General features: G+C 72.6%; 15 protein-coding genes and 1 tRNA gene. 11 read left to right on the forward strand and 5 right to left on the reverse strand.

Translation table 11 applies throughout. The features are described from left to right. The first annotated feature begins 132 nt into the window (after nt 1–132). The 9 genes from ABD241_RS18520 (at nt 133) to ABD241_RS18560 (ending at nt 10,232) form a co-directional block, all read left to right on the forward strand. Complete coding sequence (locus ABD241_RS18520; protein ID WP_344066222.1) at nt 133–2,823, forward strand: DNA polymerase III subunit gamma and tau; 2,691 nt, start codon at nt 133–135, stop codon at nt 2,821–2,823. A 173-nt stretch (nt 2,824–2,996) separates the two neighbouring features. Continuing rightward, on the forward strand, nt 2,997–3,755 hold the full coding sequence (locus ABD241_RS18525) for a class I SAM-dependent methyltransferase (RefSeq protein WP_344066226.1): 759 nt from the start codon (nt 2,997–2,999) through the stop codon (nt 3,753–3,755). A 102-nt stretch (nt 3,756–3,857) separates the two neighbouring features. Beyond that, nucleotides 3,858–4,532, forward strand: coding sequence for a lysophospholipid acyltransferase family protein (locus tag ABD241_RS18530; protein ID WP_344066229.1), 675 nt, complete (start codon nt 3,858–3,860; stop codon nt 4,530–4,532). Between the two features lie 96 nt (nt 4,533–4,628). Continuing rightward, nucleotides 4,629–5,744 carry a Nickel transporter NicT gene (gene nicT / locus ABD241_RS18535; protein ID WP_344066232.1) on the forward strand — a complete coding sequence of 372 codons (1,116 nt, stop codon included), beginning with the start codon at nt 4,629–4,631 and terminating at the stop codon, nt 5,742–5,744. 211 nt (nt 5,745–5,955) lie between these two features. Further along, nucleotides 5,956–6,555 (forward strand): recombination mediator RecR, encoded by a 600-nt coding sequence (recR, locus tag ABD241_RS18540; protein WP_344066235.1) that lies wholly within the window; start codon nt 5,956–5,958, stop codon nt 6,553–6,555. 226 nt (nt 6,556–6,781) lie between these two features. Further along, on the forward strand, nt 6,782–7,342 hold the full coding sequence (locus ABD241_RS18545; protein WP_344066238.1) for a DUF5063 domain-containing protein: 561 nt from the start codon (nt 6,782–6,784) through the stop codon (nt 7,340–7,342). 161 nt (nt 7,343–7,503) lie between these two features. Continuing rightward, complete coding sequence (locus tag ABD241_RS18550) at nt 7,504–8,775, forward strand: aspartate kinase (protein ID WP_344066241.1); 1,272 nt, start codon at nt 7,504–7,506, stop codon at nt 8,773–8,775. Nucleotides 8,776–8,879: 104 nt separating this feature from the next. Beyond that, entirely contained in the window at nt 8,880–9,107 is a 228-nt protein-coding gene (locus tag ABD241_RS18555) for a hypothetical protein (protein ID WP_344066244.1), read from the forward strand. Nucleotides 9,108–9,197: 90 nt separating this feature from the next. Then, nucleotides 9,198–10,232, forward strand: a complete 1,035-nt coding sequence (locus ABD241_RS18560) for a DNA topoisomerase IB (protein ID WP_344066247.1) — start codon at nt 9,198–9,200, stop codon at nt 10,230–10,232. A gap of 114 nt (nt 10,233–10,346) precedes the next feature. Here the strand turns inward: ABD241_RS18560 and ABD241_RS18565 are convergent, their stop codons facing one another. Both ABD241_RS18565 and ABD241_RS18570 read right to left on the reverse strand, forming a co-directional pair. Beyond that, the gene (locus ABD241_RS18565; RefSeq protein ID WP_344066250.1) at nt 10,347–10,835 is read right to left on the reverse strand and encodes a pyridoxamine 5'-phosphate oxidase family protein; all 489 of its coding nucleotides are present in this window, start codon (nt 10,833–10,835) and stop codon (nt 10,347–10,349) included. 77 nt (nt 10,836–10,912) lie between these two features. Then, nucleotides 10,913–12,370 (reverse strand): MDR family MFS transporter, encoded by a 1,458-nt coding sequence (locus tag ABD241_RS18570; RefSeq protein ID WP_344066981.1) that lies wholly within the window; start codon nt 12,368–12,370, stop codon nt 10,913–10,915. 230 nt (nt 12,371–12,600) lie between these two features. On the opposite strand from ABD241_RS18570, the gene ABD241_RS18575 reads away from it, so the two are divergent. Continuing rightward, the gene (locus ABD241_RS18575; protein WP_344066253.1) at nt 12,601–13,737 is read left to right on the forward strand and encodes a carboxylate-amine ligase; all 1,137 of its coding nucleotides are present in this window, start codon (nt 12,601–12,603) and stop codon (nt 13,735–13,737) included. Between the two features lie 26 nt (nt 13,738–13,763). On the opposite strand, the gene ABD241_RS18580 is transcribed toward ABD241_RS18575, so the two are convergent. The 3 genes from ABD241_RS18580 to ABD241_RS18590 all read right to left on the reverse strand — a co-directional run bounded on the left by ABD241_RS18580 (nt 13,764) and on the right by ABD241_RS18590 (nt 15,841). Further along, a complete protein-coding gene (locus ABD241_RS18580) occupies nt 13,764–14,519 on the reverse strand; it encodes a hypothetical protein (RefSeq protein WP_344066255.1) in 756 nt (251 codons plus the stop codon). A 195-nt stretch (nt 14,520–14,714) separates the two neighbouring features. Beyond that, nucleotides 14,715–14,791: transfer RNA gene (locus ABD241_RS18585), tRNA-Pro, on the reverse strand. A 111-nt stretch (nt 14,792–14,902) separates the two neighbouring features. Further along, complete coding sequence (locus ABD241_RS18590) at nt 14,903–15,841, reverse strand: metallophosphoesterase (RefSeq protein WP_344066259.1); 939 nt, start codon at nt 15,839–15,841, stop codon at nt 14,903–14,905. Nucleotides 15,842–15,921: 80 nt separating this feature from the next. Here ABD241_RS18590 and ABD241_RS18595 point away from each other — a divergent pair, with 80 nt between their 5' ends. Beyond that, entirely contained in the window at nt 15,922–16,377 is a 456-nt protein-coding gene (locus tag ABD241_RS18595; protein ID WP_344066262.1) for a GatB/YqeY domain-containing protein, read from the forward strand. Nucleotides 16,378–16,412 lie beyond the last annotated feature (35 nt).

A 16,412-nucleotide genomic window follows, 5' to 3' on the forward strand; every position in this document is an offset into this window, starting at 1 on the left:
CTGGCGCCGACAGCCGCCTCCCCTGGCGCGGAGCCGTCGGGAGAAGTTCACCCGGACGTCGCCGTGAGGCCGGTCGGTCGGGCGCTTCGGTCGTCGTTCCCGGCGTCGGTGGGGGCCGTTAGGGTTTCGGGCATGGCCACCGCCCTGTACCGCCGCTACCGGCCCGAGAGCTTCGCCGACGTGATCGGCCAGGAGCACGTGACGGAGCCGCTCATGCAGGCGCTGCGCACCGGCCGGGTCAACCACGCCTACCTCTTCAGCGGCCCCCGCGGCTGCGGCAAGACGACCAGCGCGCGCATCCTCGCGCGCTGCCTCAACTGCGAGCAGGGCCCGACCCCGACGCCCTGCGGCACGTGCGACTCGTGCGTGGCGCTCGCGCGCGGCGGCTCGGGCTCGGTCGACGTCATCGAGATCGACGCCGCCAGCCACGGTGGCGTCGACGACGCCCGCGACCTGCGCGAGCGGGCGTCCTACGGCCCCGCGCAGAGCCGTTTCAAGATCTACATCATCGACGAGGCGCACATGGTGACGCCGCAGGGCTTCAACGCCCTGCTCAAGATCGTCGAGGAGCCGCCCGAGCACGTGAAGTTCGTCTTCGCGACGACCGAGCCCGAGAAGGTCATCGGCACGATCCGCTCACGCACCCACCACTACCCGTTCCGGCTCGTGCCGCCGGCCAAGCTCACCGCCTACATGGAGCGGCTCCTCGAGCAGGAGCAGGTCGCCGTCCAGCCGGGCGTGCTGAGCTTCGTCACGCGCGCGGGTGGCGGCTCGGTGCGTGACTCCCTGTCGGTCCTCGACCAGCTCATCGCCGGCTCGGGACCGGAGGGCCTGACCTATGACGGAGCGGTGTCGCTGCTCGGCTTCACCGACGGGGAGCTGCTCGACAGCACCGTCGACGCGCTCGCGGCCGGCGACGGCGCGGCCACCTTCCGCCAGATCGACAGGGTCATCGAGTCGGGTCACGACCCGCGGCGGTTCGTCGAGGACCTCCTCGAGCGGCTGCGCGACCTCATCATCGTCGCCGCCGTGCAGGAGGGCGCGGGCCAGGTGCTGCGTGGGGTCCCCGAGGACCAGCTCGAGCGGATGCGCGTCCAGCAGGCAGCCTTCGGTCCGGGCGCGCTCTCGCGCGCGGCCGACATCGTCAACACCGGGCTCACCGAGATGACCGGCGCCACGGCACCACGCCTGCAGCTCGAGCTCATCTGCGCGCGCATCCTCCTCCCGGCCGCCTCCGGCGAGCAGGGGTATGCCGCCCGCCTCGAGCGTCTCGAACGTCGCCTCGAGGTCGGGGGAGTCCCGACCGCCGCCGGTGGCCACCCGGGCGGCTCGGGAGGGTCGGCGCCGCAGTCGGTCCCGGCGGCGCAGCCGGTGTCGGCCCCGCCGCGCACGGTCTCCGACTACACGCCCCCGGCGAGCGGGGTCGGCGGGTCCTCCGGCGGGTCCCACGCTGCCGGCGGCATGGGCGGCGGCGGCCGCAGTGCGGGCGTGGCCACGCCGGTGCCGGCATCGACCTCGTCGGCTGTCGGAACGGGTCCGGGCGACGCGGGGCGGGTCGACGCGGCCCGTGCCGAGGTCGGCGCGCCTCCCGTCATGACGCCGGGAGAGTCGGTGGGCGGGCCGTCAGCCGTGGACACCTCGCCCGGGGCCACGGGGCCGCACCTGACGGGCGCGAGCACCCCGGCCGCCGAGCAGGCCGACGGCGCCCAGGGCGGCGACGGGCCCCGCACCGCCGGTGGCAACGCCCCCGCCGCCGCGGGCGCGGCGCCCGGCGGCATGAACACCGACGCCATCCGTCGAGCCTGGCCCAACGTCCTCGGCCGCATCTTCACGATGCGCCGCATCACGTGGACCTTCGTCTCGCAGAACGCCCAGGTGACCGCGTTCGACGGCAAGAAGCTGACCCTCGGCATCGCGACGGCCGGGCTCACGCAGACCTTCCGGGCGGGCAACCACGCCGACATCGTGCGTCAGGCCCTCATCGACGAGCTCGGCGTCGATGCCGTCGTCGACGGCGTGCACGTCGACGCCGTCGCGCAGCAGGCGCCGGTCGCGCCGCCCGCCGGGGCGGTCCCGCCCGGTCCTCCCGATCCGCCGACCAAGGGGGAGCCCGCCGGCGGCGATGGCCCGCGACCGACCACCCCGCCGGAGGCCCACGCGGGCGACCGCGGCCGGGGGCGACCGTCCTGGGGTGATGCCGGCGCGGGGCATGAGTCCGCCGACCCCGGCGGCTTCGTGCCCGTAGGGTCCGGCGACAGCGGCAGCGGCAGCGGCAGCGGCAGCGGCGGCGGCAGCGGCTCCGGCAGCCCGGCAGCCGACGGCGGCGGCCTCGACGCCACGGGCGCGCAGTCCTCTCCGTCACGGGGTGCGACGGCGCTCGCGGACGCCGGGCTGAGCCCTGTTGCACCTCGTTCGATGGAGGGCAACGCCGGATGGGGCTCGCCCACCGGGCCGGCGCCCGACTGGGCCACCGGTCCCACCCCGAGCGCTGCACCCGGCTCCAGCTCCGAGGCGGCCCCAGGCCCCGACCGAGCCGCTGGAGCCGGTTCGCCCGCCGTCGGCCGGTCGGACGGCGCCACCGGTGGTGACGCCCCCTCGTCGTCTGCGGTCCGTGGGGCCAGCGCGGTGCGCCAGTCGTTCGCGCAGGCCCGGTCGCGAGCGGCCGGTTCACGCCCGGGTGATGACGAGCAGCCTCGCCAGCCGATGACCGACGACTCGGCCGTGAGCCACGACGACGAGGTCATCGAGCAGTCCGGTGACGTCGGCCGCGCCGTCATCGAGAAGGTCCTCGGCGGTCGCGTGGTCCAGGAGCTCAACGAGTGACCGCCTGACCCTCCAGCCGACTCGCCTGCGCCTGCCCGGCCGGACGGTCCCGAGTCGGATCGGCTGAGCAGTGGTTGCGCCACCGGCGGTCCGGGCTCGGGCGGCCTTGCAGGTCAAGCGCATTCGGGGCGTTCCTGCCCGCGGTGAGCCCGGCCCGGAGTAGCGTCGGGCCCGTGACCTTCGAGGTTGCGGCGGGCGCCTACGACCGCTTCATGGGCCGGTACTCGCGCCCTCTCGCGAGCCGTTTCGCCGACTGGTCCGGGGTCGAGCCGCCGGGTCGGGCGATCGACGTCGGCTGCGGGACCGGCGCCCTGACGCGGGTCCTGGTCGACCGGCTCGGTGTGGAGCACGTCTCGGCCGTCGACCCCTCGCAGTCCTTCGTCGCGGCCCTGCGGCGCGACTGGCCGGGGCTCGACGTGCAGGTGGGGCAGGCCGAGCGGCTGCCCTACCCCGACGACCTCTTCGACCATGCCCTCGCCCAGCTGGTCGTGCACTTCATGACCGACCCGGTGGCGGGCCTGCGGGAGATGGGTCGGGTCACACGCCCGGGCGGCACGGTGTCGGCCTGTGTCTGGGACCTCGGCGGGGACGACAACCCGTTGTCCTTGTTCTGGCAGGCGGCGCGCGAGCTCGACCCGGAGGCCGACGACGAGTCGTGGTTCCCGGGTGCGCACGAGGGTGAGCTGGCGCAGCTCTTCGACCGGGCAGGCCTGGGCCAGATCGAGGACTCGTCACTCACGGTCTCGGTGCGCCACGACAGCTTCGAGGAGTGGTGGGTGCCCTACACGCTGGGCGTCGGGCCGCCCGGTGTCTACGTCGCGAGCCTCGACAACCTCTCCCGCGTCCGCCTGCGCGACCGGTGCAGGGAGCTGGTGCCGCCGGCGCCCTTCGACCTCGACGTCACCGCCTGGACGGTCCGGGCGCGCGCGTGACCTGACTGCTGAGCCGGCCGGCATACCAAGGCGTGGACAGCCCTCGGGCGCCACGGTCGGTCGCGCGGCAACCGGTGCAAGACCGCCCATAGGCTGTCGCCCATGTTCTACAGCCTCGGACGCAACCTGCTGTATCCGCTGTCCCATGCGCTGTACCGCCCGACGATCGAGGGCAAGGAGAACATCCCGCGCGAGGGCGGCGTCATCGTCGCAAGCAACCACCTGTCGTTCATCGACTCCTTCGCCATCCCGCTCGCGTCGCCCCGCCAGGTGCGATTCCTCGCCAAGGAGGAGTACTGGCACGGGCCCGGCCTCGGCGGGCTGCTCCGGAAGGGGTTCTTCAGCGCGGTCGGCATGGTCCCGGTCAACCGGCACTCGGCGAGCGCGGCGCAGGAGAGCCTCGACGCGGCGCTCGAGGTGCTGCGGGCCGGGGACGCCTTCGGCATCTACCCGGAGGGCACCCGCTCCCGCGACGGCCGGCTCTACCGGGGCCGGACCGGAGTGGCCTGGCTGGCCCTGACGGCACAGGTCCCGATCGTGCCCGTCGGGCTCATCGGCACGGAGGACATCCAGCCGGTCGGCGCGCGTTTCCCGCGCCTGGCGAAGGTCACGGTGCGCTTCGGCAAGCCCATCCGCGTCGAGGAGTATGCCGGGATGCCGGCCGGCAAGGCGCGCCGCCAGCTGACCGACCGGGTGATGGATGCGATCGCGGAGCTGAGCGGGCAGGAGCGCGTCGACGCCTACAACGAGGTGCCCGGTGGGGCGCCGCCCGCCTGAGCCGCGACGGCTTCCGACTGAGCCGCGACGGCTCCCGGCTGGAGCAGTTACCTGATTCCTTTGCAGATGCGACCCAGTCGCATCTAGCGTGGGCCCATGACCTCGCCCGCCGCGTCCAGCCCCGAGGGCACGCGCGGTGCCGCGCTGAGGTCCCTCTCCGGGGAGGACCGGCGTCGCCTGACCGGCATGGGCGCCTTCGTCCTGCTGCTCCACGTCGTCGGCTGGGGCGTGCTCGTCGGGGTCGTCGCCCCTCATGAGTACCGCGTCGCAGGCCAGCTCTTCGGAGTGGGACTCGGCGTGACGGCATACACCCTCGGGATGCGGCACGCGTTCGACGCCGACCACATCGCCGCCATCGACAACACGACGCGCAAGCTGATGGGCGAGGGGCAGCGGCCGCTCAGTGTCGGCTTCTGGTTCAGCCTGGGCCACTCGTCGGTCGTCTTCGCCATGGTCATGCTGCTGGCGCTCGGCGTGCGCGCCCTCGCCGGCGCGCTGCAGGACGACGGCTCGGCGCTGCAGCAGGCGACCCACGTCTGGGGGACCTCGGTCTCGGGGGTCTTCCTCGTGCTCATCGGCCTGCTCAACCTCGCAGCGCTCGTCGGCATCCTCCGCGTGGCGCGCCGGATGCGCCGCGGCGACCTCGACGAGGCGGAGCTCGAGCGGCAGCTGGAGCGGCGTGGGTTCCTGACGCGGATCCTCGCGCGGGTGACGCGCGCCGTGACGAGGCCGTGGCACATGTACCCGGTGGGCGTCCTCTTCGGCTTCGGTTTCGACACGGTCACCGAGGTGGGACTCCTCGTCGCCGCCGGGGGCGCCGCGGCCGCCGACCTGCCCTGGTATGCCGTCCTCACCCTTCCCGTGCTCTTCGCCGCGGGCATGTCGCTCCTCGACACGGTCGACGGCGCCTTCATGAGCGTCGCCTACGGCTGGGCGTTCAGCCGGCCGGTGCGCAAGGTCTACTACAACGCCACGGTCACGGCGCTGTCGGTCGCCGTGGCGCTCGGCATCGGCGGCATCGAGCTCGTCTCGGTGCTGACCGAGCGCCTCGGCATCACGTCCGGCCCGCTCGCGTGGGTCGGCGGGATCGACCTCGGCAACGTCGGTTTCTGGGTGGTCGGGCTGTTCGTCGTCACGTGGGCGCTCGCGCTCGCGGTCTGGCGACTGGGTCGCATCGAGGAGCGGTGGGGGACGACCCCGCTCGCCGACTGACCCTGCCAGGTCGACACAGCTCCCGAAAGCGCGCCGTGGCGCACTTTCGTGTCTAATTCGGCGGCTGGGCGAGGCGAAACCGCGCCGTGGCGCACCTTGGGCGCGGTCCGGTGGGCCGGATGAGGCGAAACCGCGCCTTGGCGCACTTTCCAGGCGGCGGTATGCGGTGGCGGCGTCCTCGAGCGGGGTGCGCGAGGCTTAGGGTTGCGGTGTGTACGAAGGCGCGGTGCAGGACCTCATCGACGAGCTCGGACGACTCCCCGGGGTCGGCCCCAAGAGCGCGCAGCGCATCGCCTTCCACCTGCTGCAGGCGGACTCGGAGGACGTGACGCGGCTCGTCACGGCGCTGACGGAGGTCAAGGCCCGGGTGCGCTTCTGCGAGGAGTGCGGCAACGTCGCCGAGGCCGACAAGTGCCGCATCTGCGCCGACCCGCGCCGCGACCAGACCGCCATCTGCGTCGTCGAGGAGCCCAAGGACGTCGTCGCCATCGAGCGCACGCGTGAGTTCCGTGGGAAGTACCACGTGCTCGGCGGCGCGATCAGCCCGATCGACGGCATCGGCCCCGACGACCTGCGCGTGCGCGAGCTGATGACCCGGCTCGCGTCGGGCGAGGTCACGGAGGTCATCATCGCGACCGACCCGAACCTCGAGGGCGAGGCGACCGCGACCTACCTCAGCCGGCTGCTGCGCGACGTGGGCCTGACCGTCACGCGCCTCGCCTCGGGCCTCCCGGTCGGCGGCGACCTCGAGTACGCCGACGAGGTGACGCTCGGGCGGGCCTTCGAGGGCCGGCGCCGCGTCGACGCCTGACCCCGACGCCTGGCCTCGACGCCTGGCCTCGACGCCTGGCCTCGACGCCCGGCCTCGACGCCTGGCCTCGACGCCCGGCCCTGCCACCTGAGCCTGTCGGGAAGCGGGCTACCCGAGTGGTGGGTGCGCCCGGGTCGACGGCTGCACAGCCCACCCGGCAGACTGGGCGGACCGCGTGACCCAGCCCGGCGGCACACGTCGTCGGGGACCCGGCAGGGAGACCCTCATGTCCAGCGAAGCGAACGACCTCGGCGGGCTCGCCGACCTCACCGCCGCGGAGGCGAGCGCCTTCCTCACCTCGCTGACGGAGGTGGCCTCGGGCACCGCGCCCGACACGGCCCTGCCCCTGCTGACCCTGGCGCTGTCGCAGGTCCTCGTGGCCGGCGCCCGGCTCGGCGCAGTCCAGGACGTCGTGCCCGAGGAGCGCTTCGAGCCCGACGCGGGCGACGACGACGCCGACCCGCTGCGCACCGGCCTGGCCAACCTCTTGACCGGGATCGACGAGTACGTCTATGTCATCGACCCGATCACCTCGTCCGAGCGCGCCGACGGCTCCGTCACCAACGACCTCGTCGACGTCGCGGTCGCCCTCAGCCACGGGCTCAAGCACTACGCGGCGGGTCGCAAGCTCGAGGCGCTGTGGTGGTGGCAGTTCAGCTACCTGTCCGAGTGGGGCGACCGCGCGATGATGGCGATGCGCGCCCTCCACTCGATCCTCGCGCACCTGCGCCTCGACGCCGACACCGAGACGGTCGGTGAGGCCGAGTTCGACGCCCTCCACCCCTGACGAGGCGGGGCGGCGCCCCGGCCGACGAGCGCAGGGCCGCAGATCTTCCGGTGTCCCGGGCCGGGCGCAGCACGTCTCACCATGATGACCGGTCGAGGGCCGGACGCCCCCGCGTGCCTAGACTCTGAGTGCCCTGTCAGCGAGCAGATCCGGAGCTTCGAGTGAGCATCGTCGTCCAGAAGTACGGCGGCTCGTCCGTGTCCGACGCCGAGGCCATCAAGCGGGTGGCGCGGCGCATCGTCGAGACGCAGCGCGCCGGCCACTCCGTGTGCGTCGTCGTCTCGGCGATGGGTGACACGACCGACGAGCTGCTCGACCTCGCCGAGCAGGTGTCGCCGGCACCGCCCGCGCGTGAGCTCGACATGCTGCTCACCTCGGGCGAGCGGATCTCGATGGCGCTCGTGGCGATGGCCATCGCGCACCTCGGCGCCGAGGCGCGCAGCTTCACCGGCAGCCAGGCCGGCGTCATCACCGACGACGCCCACGGCGCCGCCCGCATCATCGACGTGACGCCCGGCCGCATCCAGAGCGCGCTCGACGCCGGCCACATCGCCATCGTCGCCGGCTTCCAGGGCGTGAGCCAGACCACCAAGGACATCACGACCCTCGGCCGCGGCGGCTCGGACACCACCGCCGTCGCCCTGGCCGCGGCCCTCGAGGCCGACGTCTGCGAGATCTACACCGACGTCGACGGCGTCTTCACCGCCGACCCGCGCATCCTGCCCAGCGCCCGCAAGCTCGACGTCCTGTCGATGGAGGAGATGCTCGACCTCGCCGCCAACGGCAGCAAGATCCTGCACCTGCGCTGCGTCGAGTACGCCCGCCGCTACGGCATCCCGATCCACGTGCGCTCGTCCTGGTCGCAGAAGCCGGGCACGTGGATCAAGGACAACCCCTACGAAGGAGAAGGCGCTGTGGAAGCTCCGATCATCGCCGGCATCGCCCACGACCGCAGCGAGGCCAAGATCACCATCGTCGGGGTGCCCGACCGGGTCGGCATCGCGGCGAAGATCTTCGGCGCCATCGCCGAGTCCGGCATCAACATCGACATGATCGTCCAGAACGTGTCCGCCGCCGAGACCGCCAAGACCGACATCTCCTTCACCCTGCCGCAGGCCGACGGCGCGCGCGGGGTCCAGGTGCTGCAGTCGATCAAGCACGAGGTGGAGTACGCCGACCTGCGCCTCGACGACAAGATCGGCAAGATCGCCCTCGTCGGTGCCGGCATGAAGAGCCACCCGGGTGTCTCGGCGAAGTTCTTCGGGGCGCTCGCCGAGGCCGGGATCAACATCGAGATGATCTCGACGTCCGAGATCCGCGTCTCGGCCGTGACGCGTGCCGAGCAGCTCGACGACGCCGTCCGTGCGGTGCACACGGCGTTCGGCCTCGACTCGGCCGACGAGGCGATCGTCTACGGCGGCACCGGCCGCTGAGCCGCCGGGTCACGGATCCGGGAACACAGGTTCTCGCTCACGAGACGTGGGTATGGTCGACGTACAGCCACACCAACCCGCTCGGGGCGAGAGGCGAAGGAACCGTGACCCCTCACGAATCACATCTGCAGAGCGACGGATCGGTCTTCCCACCGGTCACGCCCGACCCGCCGACGCCCCCGGGGCTGCCGGAGATCGAGGTCCCTGACATCGTCCCGGTCAGGTCGCCCGACGGGCCCGACCAGGCGGCCGACACGCGCCGCACGCCCGACACCCCGGGCGCCACCGCCGAGGCGGGCGAGAGCACGCCGGAGACCGACGCGCCCGACTGACAGGGGGCCGTCGTCACCGCCCTGGGGGCGGGTGACGCCGGTGGCGGCGCGAATGGTGCCGAGCCGGCACCAACGGGGTATCTCTCAGATGTGAGACTGCGCCGGAGCATCATCGACAAGCCGGGGATCCGTCGCGTGCGCCGGGGGCGCGGCTTCGCCTACGTGGACCAGGACGGCAAGGCGCTCGATCCGGCCGTGCGTGAGCGGGTCACCTCGCTGGTGATCCCGCCGGCGTGGAAGGACGTGTGGATCAGCCCGTATCCCAACGGGCACATCCAGGCGGTCGGCACCGACGACGCCGGGCGGCGGCAGTACCTCTACCACGACCAGTGGCACGAGGCCCGGGCCCGGGAGAAGCACGACCGGGTGGTCGACCTGGCCAGGCAGCTCCCGGCGGCGCGCAAGCAGATCGCCGCGGACCTGCGCACCAACGGCCTGACGAAGAAGCGCGTCACGGCGGCCGGGCTGCGGATGCTGGACGCCGGGCTCTTTCGCAGCGGCGGCGAGGAGTACGAGGCCGAGAACGGCTCCCACGGCGTCGCGACGCTGCTGCGCTCCCACGTGCGGGTGAGCGGCGAGGAGCTCACGTTCGACTTCCCGGCCAAGTCGGGAGTCACGCGCGAGGCGGTCATGAGCGACCAGCTCCTGGCGCGGATCGTGCTCTCGCTCAAGCGGAGCGGCTACCCGGGCGAGCGGCTGCTGGCCTACCGCGACACCAACGGCTGGCACGAGCTGCGCTCGAGCGACCTCAACGTCGCCTTCAAGGAGCTCGTGGGGGAGCAGTACACCGTCAAGGACCTGCGCACCTGGGCTGCCACCGTCACCGCCGCGGTCGCACTGGCCCGTACCGGACCGGTCGCCACGGAGCGCGAGATCAAGCGGGCCGAGAAGGACGCCATGAAGGTGGTGTCCGAGCACCTCGGCAACACCCCGGCGGTGGCGCGCAGCTCCTACGTCGACCCGCGGGTGCTCGACGAGTTCGCCGTGGGACGCACCATCGCGCGGAGCATCTCGCGGCTGACCAAGGCCGACCGCGCGCGGCTCGAGCTCGGCGACATCGTCCAGATCCGCGACCGCGACGCCCTCGAGCGCGCGGTCATGCGCCTCGTGAAGGGCGCCGCCTGAGTCGCGGCCCCGACCCCACCACCCAGGTGGCGTATGCCGTGGGCTCCCTTCCAGCGGAGGGGAGCCCACGGCATACGGCGGGGGTTCAGGCGGCCCGGTGGCCGGCGCCCCGGCTCAGAGGTCGACGACCTCGTTGTCGCCCTCCATGCGCTTGCCGGTCACCTTCGCCTTGACGAAGTTCGCGATCTGGGTGACCTTGGCGCCGGGGGAGTCCCAGTACTCGGCCGAGTCGGCACTGACCTTGATGAGGATGTTGTTCGGGTTCTCGGGACCGCCCTCGAGCCAGGCTCCGGTGAAGGAGTTCCACAGCTCGGCGAGCTTGGCCGTGTCGTCGACGATCGTCGCGGTCCCCGACAGTGACACCCACGAGCTCTGCGAGCTGTAGGCCACGTTGACCCTGGCCGGCGACTGCGCCGCGATGTCGCGGGCCTTGTGGCTGTCCCGCTCGGCGATGAAGAGCACGTCGCCGTCGAACTCCACCTCCTGGGTGGCCATCGGGTGGCTGACGAGGTTGCCGTTGGAGTCGGCGTGGGTCAGCATCGCGATGCGGATGTCCTTGATCAGGTCGGCGACCTTCTTCGTGCCGTCCTCGTGCTCGCTCATCGCGTCCTCCTCGTTCTCGGGCCGGTGTCGGCAGGTCGTCTGTCCTGCGGCACGTACCCGATGGGCTCGGGCAGGGCTCAGGCGGTGCTCGGCCGTGTCGAGGGTTGCGACTCGCGGTCCGCGGCGGCCCCGACCGGCTCACCGGCGAGCTCATCCGGCTCGTCCCGCTCGCCGGCGGGCCCGTCGTGCTCGACGTCCTCGGCTCGGGTGTGCGGCATGAGCAGCCCGGCGGCGATGCTGATGACGGCGGCGACGACCACCGCGAGGAAGACGGCCGAGGAGCCGGAGCGGACGGCCTCACGCGACGCGTCACCACCGCGGGAGGCGATGACGGCGTTGGCGATCGCGCCGAAGATGGCCACGCCGACGGCGCTGCCGACCGATCGCATGAACATGTTGGTGCCGGTGACGACGGCCCGCTCGTTCCACGGGACGGACGCCTGGGCGGCGATCAGCGTCGGGGTGGCGACGAGGCCGAGGCCCAGCCCCACGACGAGGCACGAGCCGGCGGTGGCCCACACGTTCGGGGTCGAGGAGGTCAGCCACAGCGACAGGGCGCCGAGGGAGGCGACCACGAGGCCGATGAGAGCGGTCGGGCGGAACCCGAACCGCATGTAGAGCCGGCCCGACTGCGACGCCGAGATGGGCCAGCCGATGGTCAGGGCGGCCACCGCGAGACCCGCGACGATGGGCGTGGCGCGCGTCGAGCGCTCGAGGAAGGTCGGGACGTAGGACGTGAGGCCGACGAGCACCGCGCCGATCCCGATGCTGACGAGGCAGGTCGCGACGATCAGGCGTCGCGTCAGCACCTCGAGCGGCAGCACCGGCTCGGCGGCCCGCCGCTCGACCACGCCGAAGATCGCGAGCAGGACCGCGCCGACCGCGAACGACCCGATGCTCTGCCACGAGCTCCACGCCCACGCCTGGCCGCCCTCGAGGACCGCGAGGATCAGCAGGGTCAGGGCGACCGTTAGCAGGGCCGCGCCGGCGTAGTCGATGCGGTGCCGGCGGCGCTCGACGGACTCGTCGTAGTTGCGCCACAGCATCGCCGCGGCGAGCAGGCAGAACGGGATGTTGACGAAGAAGATCCAGCGCCACGAGGCGAACTGGGAGAAGACGCCGCCGAGGGTCGGGCCGACGACGGAGGAGACCGCCCACACGCTCGCGATGTAGCCCTGCGTCTTGGCCCGCTCGGCGACGGTGTAGATGTCGGCCGCGATGGTCGTCGTCATGGGCAGCACCGCGCCGGCCCCGAGGCCCTGCAGCGCGCGCATGACGATGAGCGAGCCCATGCTCCACGCGAAGCCGCACAGGATGCTGCCGAGCAGGAAGAGCGCGATGCCGACGAGGATGACCGGCTTGCGCCCGAGCGTGTCCGCGAGCTTGGCGTAGACCGGGACGGAGACCGCCTGCGCGAGCAGGTAGACCGAGAAGAGCCACGGGAACTGCGACAGCCCGCCGAGGTCGGCGACGATCGACGGCACGGCAGTGGCGAGGATGGTCGAGTCGAGCGCGATGAGCGACGTCGAGAGCATCAGGGCGATCAGGATCGGCCCCCGCTCGGAGCGGAGTCCCAAGCTGGACGAGGTGGACACGTTCCTCCTGCGGTTCGGGGCGACAACGGTGGTCAACGCTGCTGCGCCCCGTTCATTCCCGGGCCGTCCGGCATGCGATCGCCTCCGTTCCGCCCCGAACCCTGCCGGGGTGGAGAGACACTGAGGACACCGGCCATGCGGCATACCCCGCGTCCCCCCAAAGGAGTGCCATGGCGCGAACCCTCGGTGTCGAGGAGGAGATGATCCTCGTCGACCTGCACCACGGACACCCGCGACCCGCCTCGGGTGAGCTGCTCGTGCATGCTGCACGACGGGCGAACGGGCTCGACGACTCCGGCCTGACGGGCGCCGTCGAGGGCGAGTTCAAGCAGCAGCAGATCGAGACGCACACGGCGCCCGTCGCCGACCTCACCAGCCTCACCCGCGAGGTGAGCCGGTGGCGCGGCGAGGTCGCCGCGGCCGCCCGTCTCACCGGCTCGGGCGTCGCCGCCCTCGCCACCTCGCCGCTGCCGGTGCAGCCCGTGATCGCCGCGTCCCCGAGGTACGCGTGGATGGAGGACCGCTACCAGCAGACCGCGCGGGAGCACCTCGTGTGCGGCTGCCACGTGCACGTGTCCGTCGACGGCGACGAGGAGGGCGTGGGCGTCCTCGACCGCATCCGCGTCTGGCTGCCGACCCTGCTGGCGCTCAGCGCCAACTCGCCGTTCTGGAACGGGACGGACACCGGTTTCGCCAGCTACCGGGCGCAGGCGCTCGCGAGGTGGCCGTCGTGGGGGCCCACCGACCGGTTCGGCTCCGCCGAGGCCTACCACAGGCTGGTGCACGACATGGTGCAGTCCGCCGTGATCCTCGACGAGAAGATGGTCTACTTCGACGCCCGGCTCGCGCAGCGCTACCCGACCGTCGAGATCCGGACGGCGGACGTGTGCTTCACCGTGGAGGATGCGGTGCTCGTCGCCGCCCTGTGTCGCGGACTCGTCGAGACCGCGGCACAGGAGTGGTCCTCGGGCAGGGAGGCGCCGGCGGTGCCGACCCAGCTGCTCCGCCTCGCAGCGTGGCAGTCGGCTCGGGACGGCCTCGAGGGGTCCCTCGTCGACTGGCGCACCGGGCTGCCGCGGCCCTGCTGGAGCGTGGTGGACTCCCTGCTCGAGCACGTCGGCCCTGCCCTGCAGGCCACCGGTGACCTCGAGGTCGTCCAGGAGGGGCTGGCCCGGGTCCGCCGGGAGGGCAACGGGGCGATGCGACAGCGCGCCGTGCGCGCCCGCACCGGACGGCTGGCCGACGTGGTGGCCGACTCCGTGCGCGAGACGGCCCTCGAGGTCGAGCCCCAGCGCGTCGAGGCCTAGCGCGTCGAGGCCTGGCGCGTCGAGGCCTAGCGCGTCGAGGCCTGGCGCGTCGAGGCCTGGCGGGGCTGGGACGGACCTGCCCGAGCTGCATCGGGAGGCGTGAAGAGGCGTCGACCGATCTCGAGGTGCACCCCGATGTATCCGAGGCCGGTGAGCACGCCCGCGATCGTCATGGCCGTGGGGCCGCCGCCGACGGCCGATGCCACGAGCGCGCCGAGGGTGCCGGCGACGATCGCGTTGACGGTGGTGAGGAAGAAGGTCGTGCTGCCGACGATGTGCAGGACCAGGTGGCGACGCGTGCCGAGCGTGTAGGTCTGCATGAGCCCGGCCGCGTCGTCCGTCGTGCCGGCGGTGAGGTAGGGCGCGAGCTCTGGGGCCAGCTCGACGTAGGCCCCTCGCAGCCGGTTCATCGCCCGGATCAGGTCGGCGTCCTCACGGCTCGCGAGGTCGACCCGGATCGACGTCAGGCTCCCCATGACCAGGGCCGCTGCGGCGAAGCCGATCGCCAAGACGCGGAACGGCGTGCCGAACCCCGTCTTCTGCACGGTGAGGACGAGCACCACCAGGAAGGCCGACACGACGGTGAGGTAGATGGTGATCCGGCTCATCACCTCCGACCACGTCATCGACCGGGTGCCGAGCAGGCTCCAGTGCTCGGTGGAGAGGAAGACGGGCAGCCCGGGCGCCGTCGAGTCGCGCAGTCTCGGAGCTGCCCCGGAGCGGCCGTCGTCCGTGCCGGTGGCGACGGCGTCCTGCGTGGTGGCGGCTTCGTCTGGGGACATCATCCCTCCCGGGTCCGGCGCTGACCTCAGCTCGAACCAGTGTGGTCCCCGCGTATGCCGTGTCGCACGCATCCAGGGAAAGCCGGGCCGGGGTGACAGGAACCGTCACGGCGTCATGTCCTCGACGTCATGTCCCCGGCTACGCCGAAGGGCCTGCCGGATCGACGTCGTCGACTCCGGCAGGCCCTTCGAGCTTGGTCGGGGTGACAGGATTTGAACCTGCGACCTCTTCGTCCCGAACGAAGCGCGCTACCAAGCTGCGCCACACCCCGGTGCTGCATCTGCCCGGATTCGGTCGACGTGGTCGACCGGAGGCAGCAAGCAGAGATGCTAGCGCAGCCCCCCGTCCATCTCCGAATCGGGTCGTCCCGCCAGGTGGCGGCTCAGGCCTGCGAGCGGGGGACGAGCGTCAGGAGGGTGGCCTCGGGACGGCAGGCAAGGCGTACGGGGGCGGTGGGTGCGGTGCCCAGGCCCGCGGACACCTCCAGCCACGCGGCGCTCTCCGGCGCCTGCGACGAGGGCGTCGAGCCGGCGCCCGGCCACCAGCGCGAGAGCCCCTTGACGCGGCTCGTGTCGAGGTCGCAGTTGGTGACGAGCGCGCCGTAGCCGGGCACGCAGACCTGCCCGCCGTGGGTGTGCCCGGCGATGATGAGGTCGGCCCCGTCGGCGGCATAGGCGTCGAGCACCCGCTGGTAGGGCGCGTGCGTGACTCCGAGGGTCACGTCGGCGTCCGGGGCGGCAGGGCCCCTGACGAGGTCGAGCCTGTCGTAGTGCAGGTGCGGGTCGTCGACGCCGACGAGGTCGATGCGCAGGCCCCGCACGGTCAGCGACTCGCGGCGGTTCGTCAGGTCTCGCCACCCTCCGGCCGTGAAGCCGTGGACGAGCGCCGCCGTCGGCAGGCGCGCCGTGTCACCGACGTCCCGGGCGTGGTGCCGCGTGAAGTAGCGGAACGGGTTCTTCAGCCTGGGCGCGAAGTAGTCGTTGGACCCGAGCACGAACGCGCCGGGGATGCCCAGGAGCAGGTCGTACGCGTCGAGGAGCGACGGCACCGCGTCGTGCGACGCGATGTTGTCGCCGGTGGTGATGACGAGGTCCGGGTCGACCGAGGCGAGGCTGTGCACCCAGGCTCGCTTGGCCCGCTGGCGGGGCAGCAGGTGCAGGTCCGACAGGTGCAGCACGCGCAGCGGCGCCGCTCCCTCCGGCAGCACCGGCACCTCGAAGCGGCGCAGCACGAAGGCGTTGCGCTCGACGAGCGAGGCCCAGCCGAGCACACCCGCACCGGCGAACCCCAGGCCCAGGACGGTCTTGGTCACGGCACGCATGGCCCCCATCCTCGCACCCACCGCGGCGCCCGCCGACAAACCGGGCGGGGCCGGCCCCACCGACCTGACAGACTTGGGGCATGAGCACCCTCAAGGAGCAGCTGCAGTCCGACCTGACGTCCGCGATGCGCGAGCGTGACCAGGTGCGTGCCGGCTCGCTGCGGATGGCCCTGACCGCCGTCACCAACGAGGAGGTCGCCGGCAAGGAGCACCGCGAGCTCAGCGACGACGACGTGCTCAAGGTCCTCACCAAGGAGGCCAAGAAGCGCCGCGAGGCCGCGGAGGCCTACACCGGCGCCGGCCGCGCCGAGCTCGCGGCCAAGGAGGAGGCCGAGCTCGCCGTCCTCGAGGCGTACCTGCCCGCGCAGCTCGGTGACGACGAGCTCGAGGCCATCGTCCGCGAGGCGGTCGCCGGCTCCGGCGCCACCGGGATGCCGCAGATGGGCCTGGCGATGAAGGCGGCCAACGCCGCCGTCGCCGGTCGTGCCGAGGGCGGGCGCGTGGCGGCCGTCGTGCGCCGCGTCCTCGCCGGCTGAGCCGTCACCTGCACGAGTCACGGGAACGAGGAAGG

The organism is Terrabacter lapilli, from assembly GCF_039531305.1.
In the GTDB taxonomy this organism is placed as follows: Bacteria; Actinomycetota; Actinomycetes; order Actinomycetales; family Dermatophilaceae; genus Terrabacter; species Terrabacter lapilli.